Consider the following 16,592-nt stretch of genomic DNA (forward strand, 5'->3'; position numbering starts at 1 on the left):
GTCCGACGGCGGTCCGACAGCGATCCGACGGCGCCGTACATGACGGAGTGTCAGACACGGAGCGGTGGATTCCGGCCATCCCCGCCCCTGCTGTCACCGCAGTCCCGTAGAGTCCCCATGCAGAGGTTTTAATCACCTGATTAAAACTGTTGGGTGGGGACCTGTAGGGGGATGGGACATGCACAAGGGAGCGAAGGTCGCGATCGGGGTCGTGGCCGCGGCGATGGCGGGGGCCGCCGGGCTCGGCGCGTACAACGTCGTCAGCGCGGTGACCGACGCCTCGGGCGGCCAGGCCGAGGCGGCGCCCGTCAGGACCGGGCCGCCCACGGACACGGAGGTCGACAGAACGGCGCGCGACTTCCTCGCGGCCTGGGAGTCGGGCGACGCGAGCAAGGCCGCGGCCCTGACCGACAACGCCGCGGCGGCCACCACCGCCCTCACGGGCTACCGCGAGGCCGCCCACATCGAGAAGGTCAGCTTCAGGCAGGGCAGCGCGACGGGCACCAAGGTGCCCTTCTCCGTCACCGCCGAGGTCGTCTACGGCAAGCAGCGCTCCACCTGGACCTACGACTCCTCGCTCGCCGTCGTCCGCGGCCGGTCCACCGGAGCCCCGCTCGTCGACTGGCAGCCCACGGTCGTCCACCCGCGGCTCGCCCAGGGCGAGTCGCTCGCCACGGACACGAGCTCCGCCCCGCAGATCACCGCCGTCGACCGCGACGGCACCACGCTGGACGCCAAGGACTATCCCTCGCTCACCTCCGTACTGCCGGAGCTGAGCAAGCGGTACGGGCAGAAGGCCGGCGGCGAACCGGGCGTCGAGGTACGCGCCGTGGGCCCCGTCGGCTCCGGCGCCGCCCCCAAGACCCTGCACGTCGTCTCCAAGGGCAAGCCCGCGCAGCTGCGTACGACCATCGACGCGGCCGCGCAGCGCGCCGCCGAGAGCGCCGTCGACCGGCAGACCGACGCCTCGGTCGTCGCCGTCAAGCCCAGCACCGGCGAGATCCTGGCCGTCGCCAACTCGAAGAAGACCGAGTTCAACGCGGCCCTCATGGGCCAGACCCCGCCCGGCTCCACGATGAAGATCATCACCGCGGCGATGCTGCTGGAACAGGGCAAGGCCACCCCGGACAAGCCGGTGCCGTGCCCGAAGTACGCCACCTACGGCATGAAGTTCCACAACGTCGAGGAGAGCGAGAACCCCGGCGCCACCTTCGCCCAGGACTTCGCCGCCTCCTGCAACACCGCCTTCATCTCCTTCGCGGGCGAGGTCCCCGACGGCGCCCTCAGCGCCGAGGCCAGGGACGTCTTCGGCCTCGGCCAGGAGTGGAAGACGGGCCTGCCCAGCTACGACGGCAGCGTCCCCGCCGACCCCGACTCCGGCAAGGCGGCGGCGATGATCGGGCAGGGCCGGGTGCAGATGTCACCGCTGAACATGGCCTCGGTCGCCGCGACCGTACGCGCCGGATCCTTCCGCCAGCCCTACGTCGTCGCGCCTTCTCTGGACGACCGCCGCCTGGCCCAGGCTGCCCGCCCGCTGCCGGCCACTGTCGCGCGGCAGCTGCGGTCGATGATGCGCCTCACCGCCGTCTCCGGGACGGGCCGCCGGGCGATGTCGGGGCTGGGCGACGACATCGGGGCGAAGACGGGGTCGGCGGAGATCGATGGTCAGCCGAAGCCGAATGGCTGGTTCGCGGGGTATCGGGGGGATGTGGCTGCGGCGGCGGTCGTTCCGCAGGGTGGTCATGGCGGGGATTCGGCGGGGCCGATCGTGGCGGCGGTGCTCAGGGCTGGTTGATCTTTTGTTTTCGGCTTTCCGCCCGCGGCGGGCTTTTCCCCGGCCCTGCCCCTTCCCCCGCAACACGGCTTCGCCGCGTTGTCCTCAATCGCCGGACGGGCTGATATCCAGCCCGTCGGGGGCACCTCTGGGGGAGGTAGCGGGGGGAGGCGACGGCGGGTCAGCCGGGGGCTGGGGCACGCGCCCCCACGCGGCGGAGCCGCACATCAGATGCAGCGGGAAGGGGCGGGCAGGGGAAAGCCCGCCGCAGGCGCCGGCCGACCCGCGGTCGACAACGCCCGGGCCCCCCGACCGTGACCCGGACAACAGCGGCACCCCCACCCACCCCACTAGCGTCCCCCACATGAACCCCCCGCCTCAAACAACCGCATGACCCCCGCCGTAGCCACAGCGGTCCTCATCGCGGCGATCGCACACGCCAGTTGGAACGCCATAGCCCACGGCATCCGACAACAACTCCTCGCCTTCACCCTCGTGGGCACCGGCGGCGCCGTCTGCGGCCTCGCGATGCTCCCCTTCGTGCCGACGCCCGCCGCGGCCGCGTGGCCGTACCTCGCCGCGTCCGCCGTCCTGCACGTCGTCTACCAACTCCTGCTCATGCGGTCCTTCACGCTCGGCGACTTCGGGCAGATGTACCCGATCGCCCGCGGCAGCGCCCCGCTCGCCGTCACCGTGCTCGCGGCGGCCTTCGCCGGTGAGGTGCCCGGCGGGTGGCAGCTCGCCGGGGTCGCCGTCGCCTCGGCGGGGCTGGTCGGGGTCGCCCTGTGGGGCATCCGCGGCAGCGGTACGCGGCCGCACTGGCCGGCGATCACCGCGGCCCTCGCCACGGGCCTGGCGATCGCCTCCTACACGGTCGTCGACGGTCTCGGCGTCCGCGCCTCCGGCTCGTCCCTGGGCTACATCGCCTGGCTGATGATCCTCGAAGGGCTCGCGATCCCCGCCTACGCGCTGTACGCCCGCCGCGACCTGCTCACCGCCCTCCGCCCTTACGCGGTACGGGGGTTGCTCGGCGGCCTGCTGTCCGTCTTCGCGTACGGCCTGGTGCTCTGGGCCCAGACCCGCGCCGAACTCGCCCCCATCGCCGCCCTCCGCGAATCCTCGATCATCGTGGGCGCGGCCATCGGCACGATCTTCCTCAAGGAACGCTTCGGAGCGCCACGCGTCGCGGCGGCGGGCCTGATGGTCCTGGGCATCGGCTTGATGCTCACGGGCTAGCCGTTTCAGCCCGCTGGGGGCACCCCCGGACGGAGTCTGGGGGGAGGCAATGGCGGGTCAGCCGGGGGCCTGGGGCACGCGCCCCCACGCGGTGAAGCCGCACACCAGATGCGGCGGGCAGGGGCGGGCAGGGGAAAAGCCCGCCGCAGGCGCAACCCACCCGCACCTCCCGCCGCGGACGGCCGCCACCCACCCCGCCCCACCCCTGAGAGGATGGACGCGTGACCGGAACGCTCGTACTCGCAGGTACCCCCATCGGTGACGTCACAGACGCACCCCCCCGCCTCGCCCAGGAACTCCTCGCCGCCGAAGTGATCGCCGCCGAGGACACCCGCCGGCTGCGCCGCCTCACCCAGGCGCTCGGCGTGCACACCACCGGCCGCGTGGTGTCGTATTTCGAGGGCAACGAGTCGGCCCGCACGCCCGAGCTCGTCGAGGCGCTGGCCGGTGGTGCGCGGGTGCTGCTGGTGACCGACGCGGGGATGCCCTCCGTCTCCGACCCCGGCTATCGCCTGGTCGCCGCCGCCGTGGAGCGGGACATCAAGGTCACGGCCGTGCCGGGGCCCTCCGCGGTGCTGACGGCGCTGGCGGTGAGCGGGCTGCCGGTGGACCGGTTCTGCTTCGAGGGGTTCCTGCCCCGCAAGGCGGGCGAGCGGCTCGGGCGGCTGCGCGAGGTCGCGGACGAGCGCCGGACGCTGGTCTATTTCGAGGCGCCGCACCGGCTGGACGACACCCTCGCCGCCATGGCCGAGGTGCTGGGCGCCGATCGCCGCGCCGCGGTGTGCCGCGAGCTGACGAAGACCTACGAGGAGGTCAAGCGCGGCCCCCTGAAGGAGCTCGCCGCCTGGGCCGCCGAGGGCGTGCGCGGCGAGATCACCATCGTGGTCGAGGGCGCCGCCGAGCCCGGCCCGCAGGATCTCGACGCGACCGAGCTGGTGCGCAGGGTGCGGGTGCGGGAGGAGGCGGGGGAGCGTCGCAAGGAGGCCATCGCGGCTGTGGCCGCGGAAGCAGGCCTACCCAAACGAGAGGTGTTCGATGCCGTCGTGGCGGCAAAGAACGCCGCCCGGCCGGGCCCATCGGCGGGTAAAGGACTATCGTGAAAAGCAAAGCTTAGGCCGCGTGGCCAGGCACTTTGGATAGTGCGCCGCCAAGTTTGCCCCAATTCGGGACAGGGCTGCTGCGTTACCGCCGGGATAGGCGTTCCCTGTACGTGGGACGTCCGATCCCGGAGATAACTTGTCCTCAGGACAAGAGGAGCTGCCATGAGCGAGATCGCAGGAACCTCGAACGGTGTCCGGCCGATAGCCACCCGGCCCCCGGTGCCCGCGCAGGGTGCGGCCGAGCCTGCCCACGAGTCGTATTCCTTCGCGTGCATGCGATGCGGGCACGGCTGGGAGCAGTCGTACGAGATCCAGCACCACACCGACGCCGAGGGCCGGCCCTTCGTGGTCTATTACGCGGACGGCGCGCGCGTTCCGTCGCCGCTGACCAACCCCACCTGCGAGAACTGCGGCGAGCACGTCGTGCGCATCATGCGCTCCGGTCGGGTGTCCAAGATCGCTGACGTGCTGCACACGCCGGCGAAGTCGGCCGTGCCGGCCGGCGGCCAGGCCCCCGCGGGCCCGCTCGCGGCCGCGCCGGGTGAGTCCTCCGGGACGCCGGAGGACGGGCACGAGCACCACTGGCACCTGTCGGACCTGCTGCACCCCTTCCACCACCGGAAGTGAGCGCTCCCCGCCGCGATCTCTAGAATCGCGTGCATGGCGGCAACAGCATCGAACAGCGGCAACTCCGGCGGCAAGCGGAATCAGAACGACAAGGACGTCCCTCCGCCGCTCCCGGAGCCGCTGGCGGTGCCCGTCGCCGACTCCCACACCCACCTGGACATGCTCCCCCAGCTGCCGCTGGGAAGCGCCGCCAGGCCCGTCGAGGAAGCCCTGGCCAAAGCCGCGTCCGTCGGCGTGACCACGGTCATCCAGGTCGGGTGCGACGTGGCGGGCTCCACGTGGGCGGCCGAGACGGCCGCCGCGCACGAGAGCGTCTGGGCCGCGGTGGCCCTGCACCCCAACGAAGCCCCCCGGATCGTGCTCGGCGACCCCGACGGCTGGTCCCGGCAGGGTGCCCGCGAGCCCGGCGGCGACGCCGCCCTGGACGCGGCCCTGGAGCAGATAGACGCGCTGGCCGCGCTGCCGCACGTCCGAGGCGTGGGCGAGACGGGCCTGGACTACTTCCGCACCGGCCCCGAGGGCATGGCCGCCCAGGAGCGCTCCTTCCGCCGCCACATCGACATCGCCAAGCGGCACGGCAAGGCCCTGGTCATCCACGACCGCGAGGCTCACGACGACGTCCTGCGGGTGCTGCGCGAGGAGGGCGCGCCCGAGACGGTCGTCTTCCACTGCTACTCCGGCGACGCCGAGATGGCCAAGGTCTGCGCCGAGGCGGGCTACTACCTCTCGTTCGCCGGGAACGTCACCTTCAAGAACGCCCAGCACCTCCGTGACGCGCTCGCCGTGGCCCCGCTCGACCGGATCCTGGTGGAGACCGACGCGCCCTTCCTGACCCCGATGCCGTATCGCGGACGGCCCAACGCGCCGTACCTCATTCCGGTCACTTTGCGCGCGATGGCCGGCTACCGCGGCATCGCGGAGGACGCCCTGGCCACGGCGGTCGCCCAGAACACCGCAAGGGCGTTCGGATACTGACGCATGAGTGTGCGACACAGTGTGATGATCTGACTTTGGAGAGTGACCGCTCCTCCGCTACAGTCCCGGGCCGATAGCTCGACCCAGGGGAGTGTCGCGTGACTCATGCACCGGGCAGCCCCCGTGCCGCACGTCGCGGTGCGCCGGAAGCACCGCCGCTTTACGACCTGTACAACCCGTACGAGTCCGCCACGCCGTACGGCGCCTACGCCCCGTACGTGCCCTACGACGTGCCCGACGACGACCGCTACGGGATATACGAGCCGCCGGTCACCGGCCCCTACGACCCCTTCCTGCCCGAGCCCCGGGAGGCCGGGCCGTACGAGCCGCAGGACCTCCACGACGTCCAGGACCTGCCGCACCTGCCCCGCCAGCCGCTCGCCCCGCAGGCCCCCGACGAGCCCGCGGCCGACGCCCAGGACGCCCCCGAGGCCCCCGTCGCCTCCGGGCCGTCCCGCGGGGCCTCCCGGCGGGCCGCCGGGAGGCGCAAGCGGGCCGGTGAGCGCCCCGACGCCCTGCGCAAGCTGCTCCCGCAGGCCCTCGTGGTGGCCTTCCTCGCCGGCGGCACGTCCTCCTTCATCGCCGCCGACAAGACCGTCCGGCTCGACGTCGAGGGCAAGACCCGCACGCTGCACACCTTCGCCGACAACGTCGACGAGCTCCTCGCCGACCAGCACGTCCCCCTCGGCGAACACGACGCCGTCACCCCCGGCCACCACCACGGCCTCACCGGCGGCGACGAGATCTCCGTCCGCTACGGCCGCCCCGTCGCCCTCACCCTCGACGGGCAGCACCACCAGGTGTGGACCCACGCCCGCACCGTCGACGGCGCCCTGCGCGAACTCGGCGTACGGGCCGAGGGCGCCTACCTCTCCACCCCCCGCACCGCCCCCATCTCCCGCCACGGCCTCGACCTCGACGTGCGCACCGAGCGCACCGTCACCTTCATGGCCGACGGCCGCGAGCGCACCATCCGCACCAACGCCGCCACCGTCCACGAGGCCCTTGAGGCCGCCGGCATCACCCTGCACGGCCAGGACACCACCTCCGTGGACCCCGACAGCTTCCCCCGCGAGGGCCAGACGATCTCCGTCATGCGGATCACCGGCACCGAGGAGGTCCGCGAGACCCCCATCGACTTCGACACCGAGCGGCACGACGACGCCACGCTCTACAAGGGCACCGAGGTCGTCTCCCAGCGCGGCGAGAAGGGCGTCGAGCGCACCACCTACGCCCTGCGCATCGTCAACGGCGTCAAGCAGAAGCCCACCAAGCTCTCCTCCGAGACCGTCCGCGAACCCCGCACCGAGATCATCAGGGTCGGCACCAAGCCCCGCCCCACCAGCGTCCAGGGAGCCGAGGGGCTCAACTGGAGCGGCCTCGCCCAGTGCGAGGCTGGCGGGCGGCCCGACGCCGTCGACCCCTCGGGCACCTACGGCGGCCTCTATCAGTTCGACGTCCGCACCTGGCAGTCCCTCGGCGGCAACGGCCGCCCCCAGGACGCGCCCGCCTCCGAGCAGACCCTCCGGGCCAAGAAGCTGTACGTCAGCCGGGGGGCGACCCCGTGGCCCGTGTGCGGCCGTAAACTTCACGGGTGAGCTCCAGCCCCAGCACAGACGACTCCGGCGCCCTGCTCGGTCCCGCGGACATCCGCGAGCTGGCCGCAGCCTTGGGGGTACGCCCCACCAAGCAGCGCGGCCAGAACTTCGTGATCGACGCCAACACCGTCCGGCGCATCGTCCGGACCGCCGAGGTGCGGCCCGACGACGTCGTCGTCGAGGTCGGCCCCGGACTCGGGTCCCTGACCCTCGCCCTGCTGGAGGCCGCCGACCGGGTCACCGCCGTCGAGATCGACGACGTCCTCGCCGCCGCCCTCCCCGCGACCATCGCCGCCCGGCTGCCCGCCCGCGCCGATCACTTCGCACTCGTGCACAGCGACGCCATGCACGTCACCGAACTCCCCGGCCCCGCGCCCACGGCCCTCGTCGCCAACCTGCCGTACAACGTCGCCGTGCCCGTCCTGCTCCACATGCTCGCCCAGTTCCCCACCATCGAGCGCACCCTCGTCATGGTCCAGGCCGAGGTCGCCGACCGCCTGGCCGCGGCCCCCGGCTCCAAGGTCTACGGCGTGCCGTCCGTGAAGGCCGCTTGGTACGCCCATGTGAAGCGGGCCGGGTCCATCGGGCGCAATGTCTTCTGGCCGGCGCCGAATGTCGACTCCGGGCTTGTGTCCTTGGTGCGGCGTGAGAAGCCGATCGAGACGACGGCGAGTCGGGCTGAGGTGTTCGCGGTGGTGGACGCGGCGTTCGCGCAGCGGCGTAAGACGCTGCGGGCGGCTCTGTCCGGTTGGGCGGGGTCCGCGGCGGCGGCGGAGGCGGCGTTGGTCGCGGCCGGTGTTTCGCCGCAGGCGCGGGGGGAGTCGCTGACGGTGGACGAGTTCGTGGCGATCGCCGAGCACAAGGTTTAGCGGTTTCTTCTGCGGGTTGTGTGTGGCTGGGGTTCGGGTGGCCTCAATCGCCGGCCGGGCTGGTTTGTGGTGCCGGTCTTTTCTTTTCAGCCCGTCCGGCGCTTGAGGACAACGCGCGAAGCGTGTTGCGGGGGTCTGGGGCGCAGCCCCCCCACGCGGCGGAGCCGCATATCAGATGCAGCCGGGAAGGGGCGGGGCTGGGGAACAAACCAGCCCGTCCGGCGTTTGAGGACGCGGCCGCAGGCCGCCCCCGCCGCAGGCGGCAACGAGCATGATGAGGCACCCCCCCAACGCGGCGGAGCCGCAGACGCACCCGGCCGCACCCCGGGGCGCGAGCCCCAGCCAGGAACCCGCCGATAGCATCGACTCCCACACCGACCCGAGGAGCCAGCCGAAGTGACCGCCGTCACCGTCCGCGTACCCGCCAAGGTCAACGTCCAGCTCGCAGTGGGCGGCGCCCGCCCGGACGGATTCCACGGCCTGGCCAACGTCTTCCTCGCCGTCGGCCTCCACGACGAGATCACCGTCGAGGAAGCCGACACCCTGAAGATCACCTGCGCGGGACCGGACGCGGCGCAGGTCCCCCTGGACGCCACCAACCTCGCGGCGCGCGCGGCGCTCGCACTCGGCGCGCGATATGGACGCGAGCCCCGGGTCCACATCCACATCGCCAAGGACATCCCCGTCGCGGGCGGCATGGCCGGCGGCAGTGCCGACGGCGCGGGCGCGCTGCTCGCCTGCGACGCGCTGTGGGGTACGGGCGCCTCCCGCGAGGAGCTGCTCGACATCTGCGCCGAGCTCGGCAGTGACGTGCCCTTCAGCCTCGTCGGCGGGGCCGCGCTCGGGCGTGGCCGGGGCGAGATCCTCACGCCGCTGCCCGTCGGCGGCACGTTCCACTGGGTCTTCGCCGTCGCCGACGGCGGGCTCTCCACGCCCGCCGTCTACGCCGAGTGCGACCGGCTGCGCGTCGCCTCCGGTACGGGCGCCACCTCCGCCGACGTACCCGAACCCGAGCCCACGCCCGCCCTCCTCGAAGCCCTCCGCACCGGCGATCCGCTCGCCCTCGCCGCCTCGGTCTCCAACGACCTCCAGGCCGCCGCCGTCTCCCTCCGCCCCTCCCTCTCCGCCACCCTCGCGGCCGGTACGGACGCGGGCGCCCTGGCCGCCATGGTCTCCGGCTCCGGCCCCACCACCGCATTCCTGGTACAGGACGCCGAATCCGCCGAGAAGGTCGCCGACGCCCTCCGCGCCTCCGGCACGTGCCGCGCCGTACGCGTGACCTCCGGCCCGGTCCCGGGTGCGACCGTGCTGTAGCCCGTTCACCCGTGCGGGCAGAATTCCTTCGAATTGGTCCTGTATGCGGCTTGCCCGTGCCTAGCCTCCGTTGGTACCGACGAGGTACGAAGGGCAAGGGTGCTGGCATGGGTGATCACTCGCAGCCGCCGATGGCATGGCGGCTGTCCGGAAACCAGGTCAAGCTGTGGCGGGTCGAAGCGAACATCTCCCGTGAGGAGTTGGCGGAAGAATCCGGCTACGGCGCCGAAACCGTGAAGTCCATGGAGCAGGGGAGGCGTCGGCCCACTCAGCATCTCCTGGAGATCGCCGACGAGTTGTGCGGTGCCAAAGGGAAGTTGGCGGCTGTCCATCCGTACCTGGAGCCGGAGAAAGTCGCCAGCCGCGCGCGTGAGTACATGGAGATCGAGGCGGAGGCGATCGCCTTCCACTGGTACGAGGTGCTGCTCATCCCCGGCCTCTTGCAGACCGAGGATTATGCGCGAGCGCTCCTGTCCGGTCGCTATCCCCCTGTGAGTGACGAGCTCGTCGAGATGCGCGTAGTGGCTCGCTTGGCGCGCCAAGACCTTCTGCGTAAGCCGACCACGGTGTTCAACTTCGTGATCCATGAGGTGGCTTTGCGGGCCGCGTTCGGTGGGCCAGATGTGATGAAGCGTCAGCTCGCGCGTCTGGTGGAGGAGGGGATGGCGCGCAACATCTGCATCCAGGTGGTCCCCATCGGTTCCACCATCGGGTGCGAAGGCTCGTTCACCGTGCTGGAGACCGCCGAGCATCGGTATTACGGGTATCAGGAAGCACAGCTGATGAGCAATCTGCATGCCGACCCAGAGATGGTGAGTGTCCTCATCAAGCGTCATGCACTGCTTCGTGCGCACGCGCTCAGCCCAGAAAAATCGGCCCAATTGATTAGAAAGGTGTCAGAGGAACTGTGAGCGCATGGTTCAAGTCCAGCTACAGCGATAACGACGCCGCAGCATGCGTCGAAATCTCGACCCTCTCCCACACCGTCCACATACGTGACTCCAAGCGCAAGGACGGACCCAGAATCACCATAGGCGCCCACGCCTGGGCAACCTTCATCACGTACGCCGCCGCGAGTGACGGGTAGGGCTACCCCCACCCTCACTCACCTGCTGTTCCCATGGGCCGGAACCCCGCCGCTCCCTAGCGTGGATCCGTAACCAGGACAGTGAGCGAAAAGGGGCGTGGCCGTCGATGATGGGGAAGCTCGCAGCGAGATCGCTGCGGTATCGAATAGGCGGATTCACCGCCACCTTCCTCGCTCTCTTCATCGGCGCCACGCTCGTCATGGCGTGCGGCGGGCTGATGGAGACCGGTATCCGGAACAACGTCCCGCCGCAGCGCCTCACGGGCGCGGACCTGCTCGTCACCGGTGACCGTACGCACGAGGTGCGGACGGGCAAGAAGCACAAGAAGAAGACCACGGTTCTCCCCGAACGGGTCGGAATTCCCGCCGAGTTGGCCGAGCGAGTACGGGCCGTGCCCGGGGTCCGTACGGCCGTCGGGGAGCGCACCTTCGACGCGGCGGTGCTCACCAAGGAGGCCCCCGCGAAGGCGGAGGCGCACGGATGGGAGTCGGCGGCGCTCACGCCGTACGCGCTGACCTCCGGCAGCGCCCCGGCCGGGAACGAGGTCGTCCTCGACGCGGGGCTCGCGCGGCGGGCGGGGGCCGGCGTGGGGGACCGGGTACGGATCGCGGCGCACGGCGGCTCCGCCGCGTACCGCGTGAGCGGTGTGGCCACCGCGCGGGACGTGCCCCGGGCCACGCTGTTCTTCTCCGCGTCCGACGCGGTGACGCTCTCCGGGCGGCCGGACACGGTCGCCGACATCGCGGTCACCCTCGCGCCGGGCGCGGACCGGGACACCGTGCGCAAGGGCGTCGCCGAGGCCCTCGCGGGGCAGCGCGTCAGCCTGTTCACCGGCGACGACCGCGGCGCGGTCGAGCACCCGGAGGTGCTCCAGGGCGGCGAGGACCTGGTCGCGCTCTCGGGGCCGGTCGGCGGGCTGGTCGTGCTGGTGGCGATGTTCGTCGTGGCCGGTACGGTCTCGCTCTCCGCGCAGCAGCGCGGCCGCGAACTCGCGCTGCTGCGGGCGATCGGCACGACCCCGCGCCAGCTGCGGCGCATGCTGCTGGGCGAGACCCTGATGGTCATGCTGCTCGCCGCGGCGGCGGCCTGGCCCGCGGGGCCGGTGGTGGGGCGGTGGCTCTACGGGGCGCTGGTCGACAGCGGCATGATCGCGGACACGGTCGAGTTCAGCCAGGGCTGGATCCCGGCGATGCCGGCGTACGGGGCGCTGCTGCTGACGGCCGTGGCCGGCAGCCTGCTCGGCAGCGCGCGGGCGGTCAAGGCCAGGCCCGTGGAGGCGCTGGGCGAGGCGGCCGCGCCGAAGGACCGGCTGCATCCCGTACGCATCGCCGCGGGGCTGCTGTTCCTCGCGGGTACGGTCGCGCTGGCGCTGGTCACCGCGCTGGTCCTGCGCGGCCCGATGGCCGCGAGCACGGCGGGGCCGACGGTGATGTGCTGCGCGATCGGGCTGGCACTGCTGGGACCGTGGTTCACCAAGGCGGTCACCGTCCTGCTCCACTGGCCCGTACGCCTCCTCGCCGGCGCCTCCGGCAGGCTGGCCGTCCTCAACTGCCGCGCCCGCGCGGCCAGGACGGCGGCGATCGCGACCCCGGTGATGCTGGCCAGCGGCATCGCGACCGGCATGCTCTACCTCCAGACGACCACGGCGGCCGCGACGGACAAGGCGTTCACCGAGAACCTGCGGGCCGACGCGGTGATCACGACGGCGGCGGGCGGCGTGGACCCGGGACTCCTCGCCCGCGTACGCGCCCTGCCGGGCGTCACGGCGGCCGGCGCGTACGTCACGAGCACCGGCTACACCGGCGGCGACCCCAAGGGCCTGCCCTTGCAGGGCGTCAGCGCGGACGCCGTCACCCGGACCCTCGCGACCGAGGCGACGGCGGGCAGCCTGCGCGACCTGCGCGGCGCGGCGGTCGCCCTGCCCGAGAGCGTCGCGCGCCACATCCACCGCACGGTGGGCGACAGCATGCGGCTGCAACTCGGCGACGGCTCCGTGGCGGACGTACGCGTCGCCGCCCTCTTCACGCCCCGCGAGGGCTTCGAGACGCTGCTCACCAGCGCGGAACTCCTCGCTCCGCACACGACGGCGGGCCTGCCCTCGCAAATCCTGGTCCGAACCGCTCCGGGCACGGACCTCTCCGCTGTCGCGGGTCCCGGCGTGAAGATCAGCGGCCGCGACGCGGTAGTGGCCGCGCACGCGCGCGGCGGCCGGACGCAGGCGTCGGTCAACTACCTGGTCATCGCGATGCTCGTCGGCTACACGGTGCTGTCCGTGGTGAACACCAACGCCGTCTCCGTGGGCAACCGACGGGGTGAGCTGGCGCTCCAGCGGCTTGTGGGAGCCACGAGGCTCCAGGTGCTTCGGGTGATGGCGGTGGAGGCGTTGTTCGTGGCGGGGGTGGGGCTGGTGCTGGGGGGTGTCGCGGCGGCGACGGCGCTGGTTCCTTTCGGGGCGGCGGTCTCTTGTGGGGTGGCCGGTCCGGCGGCGATCTGGCTCGCGGTGGTGGGCGGGGGGCTCGCGGTGACCCTGCTTTCTGTTCTTGGGCCGACGGTCTGGGTGCTGCGTTCTCGGCCGGTGGAGGCGGTGGGGTAACGGTGCGGCGGGAGCGCTCTGCGGGCGCGTCCTCAAACTCCCCCAGCTACCTCCCCAGACTCCGTCCGGGGGTGCCCCCAGAGGTGCCCCCGACGGGCTGAGTGCGAACCCTGATGCGGATACGTCCCGCACTCGCTCTCCGGTGGGAGGGGGTGGGGCTGGAGGGTGGGGTTCTGGAACGCGGTGCGAATTCGGGGCACTCCATACGCGAAACGGCACCCGCACCGCGTTCCAGGTCCCCAGCCCGGAAGACCCACCCCCGGCACCCACCACAAACCAGCCCGGCCGGCGCTTGAGGCCACCCCACCGAAAGCACAAACAACCCGCACCCGGCAACGGACCCGCACCCAGAAGCAGGGGCAGCAGCCTGCCCAACCCGCTCCGACTACCCTGGAAAGCCGATCACCCAAAGGAGCGGAATGGCCACCAACCTCGTCAATCTGGAAGCCGTCGAAAAGGTGTACGGCACACGTGCCCTCCTCGACGGCGTCTCCCTCGGGGTCAACGAGGGCGACCGGATCGGCGTCGTCGGCCGTAACGGCGACGGCAAGACCACGCTCATCCGCATCCTCGCCAAGCTGGAGACGGCCGACAAGGGCCGGGTCACCCACGCCGGCCACCTGCGCCTCGGCGTGCTCACGCAGCACGACTCGCTCGACCCGAAGGCCACGGTCCGGCACGAGGTCATCGGCGACATGGCCGATCACGAGTGGGCGGGCAACGCCAAGATCCGGGACGTGCTGACGGGCCTGTTCGGCGGCCTGGACCTGCCCGGTTTCGAGGGCGGTCTGGACACGGTCATCGGCCCGCTGTCGGGCGGTGAGCGGCGCCGCATCGCGCTCGCGAAGCTGCTGATCGCGGAGCAGGACATGATCGTCCTGGACGAGCCGACCAACCACCTCGACGTGGAGGGCATCTCCTGGCTGGCGGCCCACCTGCGGGCGCGCCGCTCGGCGCTGGTGTGCGTGACGCACGACCGCTGGTTCCTGGACCAGGTCTGCACCCGCATGTGGGACGTGCAGCGCGGTGACGTGCACGACTACGAGGGCGGGTACAGCGACTACGTCTTCGCCCGGGCCGAGCGGGAGCGGATCGCCGCGACCGAGGAGGCCAAGCGGCAGAACCTGATGCGCAAGGAGCTCGCCTGGCTGCGGCGCGGCGCCCCGGCGCGCACGAGCAAGCCGCGGTTCCGCATCGAGGCGGCCAACGAGCTGATCGCGGACGTACCGCCGCCGCGCGACACCGCGGAGCTGATGAAGTTCGCGAACAGCCGGCTCGGCAAGACGGTCTTCGAGCTGGAGAACGTCTCCGTGCAGGCCGGCCCCAAGGAGCTGATCAAGCACCTGACCTGGCAGCTCGGTCCGGGCGACCGCATCGGTCTGGTCGGCGTGAACGGCGCGGGCAAGACGTCGCTGCTGCGCGCGCTCGCCGAGGCGGCCCGTACGCAGGGCGAGCAGCAGCCGGCGGCCGGGAAGATCGTCGTCGGCAAGACGGTCAAGCTCGCGTACCTCTCGCAGGAGGTCGGCGAACTCGATCCCACGAAGCGGGTCCTGGAGGCCGTCCAGCAGGTGCGGGACCGGGTCGACCTCGGCAAGGGCCGGGAGATGACCGCCGGGCAGCTCTGCGAGAAGTTCGGCTTCACCAAGGAGAAGCAGTGGACGCCCGTCGGCGACCTCTCCGGCGGTGAGCGCCGCAGGCTCCAGATCCTGCGCCTGCTGATGGACGAGCCCAACGTCCTCTTCCTCGACGAGCCGACCAACGACCTCGACATCGAGACCCTGACCCAGCTGGAGGACCTCCTCGACGGCTGGCCCGGCTCCATGATCGTCATCAGCCACGACCGCTACTTCATCGAGCGCACCACCGACCGTGTCTACGCCCTCCTCGGCGACAAGGCCCTGCGGATGCTGCCGCGTGGCCTCGACGAATACCTTGAGCGGCGGCAGCGGGTCATCGAGGCTGCTGCGCCCGCTGCCGCTCCGGCTGCCGCCGCGGCTCCCGCGAAGTCCGCGAAGTCCGCGAAGTCCGCGAAGTCCGCGAAGTCCGCGGGGGACGCGCGGGCGGCGAAGAAGGAGCTTCAGAAGATCGAGCGGCGGCTTGACCGGATCTCGGACCAGGAGACGAAGCTGCACGCTTCGATCGCGGAGCGGGCTACTGATTTCGCCGCTGTGGCGAAGCTTGACGCGGAGCTGCGGGAGTTGGCGGGGGAGCGGGAGGAACTGGAGCTGCGCTGGCTGGAGTTGGCTGAGGACGCGTAGCGGTTGCTTGCGCCTTGCGGTGGTTCGCCATTGTCTTCTGCGGGTCCGTTGTGCTTTCGGTGGGGTGGCCTCAAGCGCCGGCCGGGCTGGTTGGTGGTGGGTGTCGGGGGCGGGTCTTCCGGGCTGGGGACCTGGAACGCGGTGCGCTGCGGGTCATGCGCATGGAGTGCCCTGAAATCGCACCGCGTTCCAGAACCCCACCCTCCAGCCCCACCCCCTCCCGCCGGAGGGCAAGTGCGGGGCCTCCCACCGGAGGGCGAGTGCGGGACGTGTCCGCTTCAGGGTTCGCATTCAGCCCGTCCGGCGCTTGAGGACGCGCCCGCAGGGCGCTCCCGCCGCAGGCGGCAACGGACCCGCAGTCGGGGGTCTGGGGCAGCGCCCCAGTTTCGGGAAGGGGCGGGGTAGGGGAAGAAGCCCGCCGCAGGCGCCGACCGGCCGCGCCCGGGGGGCTGAGGCACGTGCCCCCCCCCACGCGGCGGAGCCGCACATCAGACGCAGCCGGGAAGGGGCGGGGTAGGGGAAGAAGCCCGCCGCAGGCGCCGACCGGCCGCGCCCGGGGGGCTGAGGCACGTGCCCCCCCACGCGGCGGAGCCGCACATCAGACGCAGCCGGGAAGGGGCGGGCAGGGGAACAAGCCCGCCGTAGGCGACAACCGGTCCACACCCAGAGGCCGGGAGCCCGCCGCACGGCGCATGGCCGGAAACCGCCCCGGCGAAAGACCTCGCAACGGTCTCGTCACGGCAGACCCCGAACCCCGGTAACCGCACCTGAGCCCCCGGAATCGGGTGATACAAAAGACATCCGCTCGCCTGCCGCCCGACTGGCGGGATGCGCGCCCGATTCGCTCCTTCCCGGTGGAATTTCGGTCGTTTTCGGCCATGGTCACCGGGAGCGCGGGGGAGAACGGACGGGTGCCGCACCCGCGTAAAGAGGAAAGCTGATGTCACAGCCGCCCCAGCCGCCCAACCAGCCGCCAGGGGTTCCCCCGGCGCAGCCAGGCGGAGGCTTCGGAGCGCCGAACCCCTCGTACGGCTACCCGCCGGCGCCGCCGCAGGGCGGGCCGGGCTACGGCTACCCACCGCCGGCCGCCCCACAGGGCCCGCCGCAGACACCTCCGCCCCCGCCGCCGAGCGCCCCGCAGGGCCCGCCGCCGGCCGGCT

General features: G+C 72.0%; 12 protein-coding genes. All 12 read left to right on the forward strand.

The window, feature by feature from the left end; translation table 11 throughout:
- Positions 1–178 precede the first annotated feature (178 nt).
- The 12 genes from ACH427_RS16320 (at position 179) to ACH427_RS16375 (ending at position 15,432) form a co-directional block, all read left to right on the forward strand.
- On the forward strand, positions 179–1,795 hold the full coding sequence (locus ACH427_RS16320; RefSeq protein ID WP_398870130.1) for a penicillin-binding transpeptidase domain-containing protein: 1,617 nt from the start codon (positions 179–181) through the stop codon (positions 1,793–1,795).
- A 369-nt stretch (positions 1,796–2,164) separates the two neighbouring features.
- Positions 2,165–3,010 carry an EamA family transporter gene (locus ACH427_RS16325; RefSeq protein WP_398870131.1) on the forward strand — a complete coding sequence of 282 codons (846 nt, stop codon included), beginning with the start codon at positions 2,165–2,167 and terminating at the stop codon, positions 3,008–3,010.
- Between the two features lie 221 nt (positions 3,011–3,231).
- A complete protein-coding gene (rsmI, locus tag ACH427_RS16330) occupies positions 3,232–4,110 on the forward strand; it encodes a 16S rRNA (cytidine(1402)-2'-O)-methyltransferase (protein WP_398870132.1) in 879 nt (292 codons plus the stop codon).
- Positions 4,111–4,272: 162 nt separating this feature from the next.
- On the forward strand, positions 4,273–4,737 hold the full coding sequence (locus tag ACH427_RS16335) for a hypothetical protein (RefSeq protein WP_398870133.1): 465 nt from the start codon (positions 4,273–4,275) through the stop codon (positions 4,735–4,737).
- Positions 4,738–4,770: 33 nt separating this feature from the next.
- The gene (locus ACH427_RS16340) at positions 4,771–5,712 is read left to right on the forward strand and encodes a TatD family hydrolase (RefSeq protein ID WP_398870134.1); all 942 of its coding nucleotides are present in this window, start codon (positions 4,771–4,773) and stop codon (positions 5,710–5,712) included.
- Between the two features lie 98 nt (positions 5,713–5,810).
- Positions 5,811–7,310, forward strand: coding sequence for a ubiquitin-like domain-containing protein (locus ACH427_RS16345; protein WP_398870136.1), 1,500 nt, complete (start codon positions 5,811–5,813; stop codon positions 7,308–7,310).
- Positions 7,307–8,179 (forward strand): 16S rRNA (adenine(1518)-N(6)/adenine(1519)-N(6))-dimethyltransferase RsmA, encoded by an 873-nt coding sequence (gene rsmA / locus ACH427_RS16350; RefSeq protein WP_398870137.1) that lies wholly within the window; start codon positions 7,307–7,309, stop codon positions 8,177–8,179. The genes ACH427_RS16345 and rsmA overlap by 4 nt, the downstream gene beginning before the upstream one ends.
- A gap of 396 nt (positions 8,180–8,575) precedes the next feature.
- Positions 8,576–9,493, forward strand: coding sequence for a 4-(cytidine 5'-diphospho)-2-C-methyl-D-erythritol kinase (locus ACH427_RS16355; RefSeq protein ID WP_398870138.1), 918 nt, complete (start codon positions 8,576–8,578; stop codon positions 9,491–9,493).
- Positions 9,494–9,600: 107 nt separating this feature from the next.
- Positions 9,601–10,404 carry a helix-turn-helix domain-containing protein gene (locus ACH427_RS16360; protein WP_398870139.1) on the forward strand — a complete coding sequence of 268 codons (804 nt, stop codon included), beginning with the start codon at positions 9,601–9,603 and terminating at the stop codon, positions 10,402–10,404.
- A complete protein-coding gene (locus ACH427_RS16365) occupies positions 10,401–10,580 on the forward strand; it encodes a DUF397 domain-containing protein (RefSeq protein WP_398870140.1) in 180 nt (59 codons plus the stop codon). Before ACH427_RS16360 ends, ACH427_RS16365 begins: the two co-directional genes overlap by 4 nt.
- A gap of 107 nt (positions 10,581–10,687) precedes the next feature.
- On the forward strand, positions 10,688–13,174 hold the full coding sequence (locus tag ACH427_RS16370) for an ABC transporter permease (protein ID WP_398870141.1): 2,487 nt from the start codon (positions 10,688–10,690) through the stop codon (positions 13,172–13,174).
- A 419-nt stretch (positions 13,175–13,593) separates the two neighbouring features.
- Positions 13,594–15,432, forward strand: coding sequence for an ABC-F family ATP-binding cassette domain-containing protein (locus ACH427_RS16375; protein WP_398870142.1), 1,839 nt, complete (start codon positions 13,594–13,596; stop codon positions 15,430–15,432).
- The last annotated feature ends 1,160 nt before the right edge of the window (positions 15,433–16,592 follow it).

The sequence above is a fragment of the Streptomyces sp. NPDC020379 genome, assembly GCF_044387105.1.
GTDB lineage: Bacteria > Actinomycetota > Actinomycetes > Streptomycetales > Streptomycetaceae > Streptomyces.

Bases quoted from the DNA above. Each gene is read 5' to 3' on its own strand.
- ACH427_RS16340 (WP_398870134.1), top strand. From the start codon at position 4,771: ATGGCGGCAACAGCATCGAACAGCGGCAACTCCGGCGGCAAGCGGAAT.
- ACH427_RS16370 (WP_398870141.1), top strand. From the start codon at position 10,688: ATGATGGGGAAGCTCGCAGCGAGATCGCTGCGGTATCGAATAGGCGGA.
- ACH427_RS16335 (WP_398870133.1), top strand. From the start codon at position 4,273: ATGAGCGAGATCGCAGGAACCTCGAACGGTGTCCGGCCGATAGCCACC.
- ACH427_RS16325 (WP_398870131.1), top strand. From the start codon at position 2,165: ATGACCCCCGCCGTAGCCACAGCGGTCCTCATCGCGGCGATCGCACAC.
- ACH427_RS16360 (WP_398870139.1), top strand. From the start codon at position 9,601: ATGGGTGATCACTCGCAGCCGCCGATGGCATGGCGGCTGTCCGGAAAC.
- ACH427_RS16375 (WP_398870142.1), top strand. From the start codon at position 13,594: ATGGCCACCAACCTCGTCAATCTGGAAGCCGTCGAAAAGGTGTACGGC.
- ACH427_RS16320 (WP_398870130.1), top strand. From the start codon at position 179: ATGCACAAGGGAGCGAAGGTCGCGATCGGGGTCGTGGCCGCGGCGATG.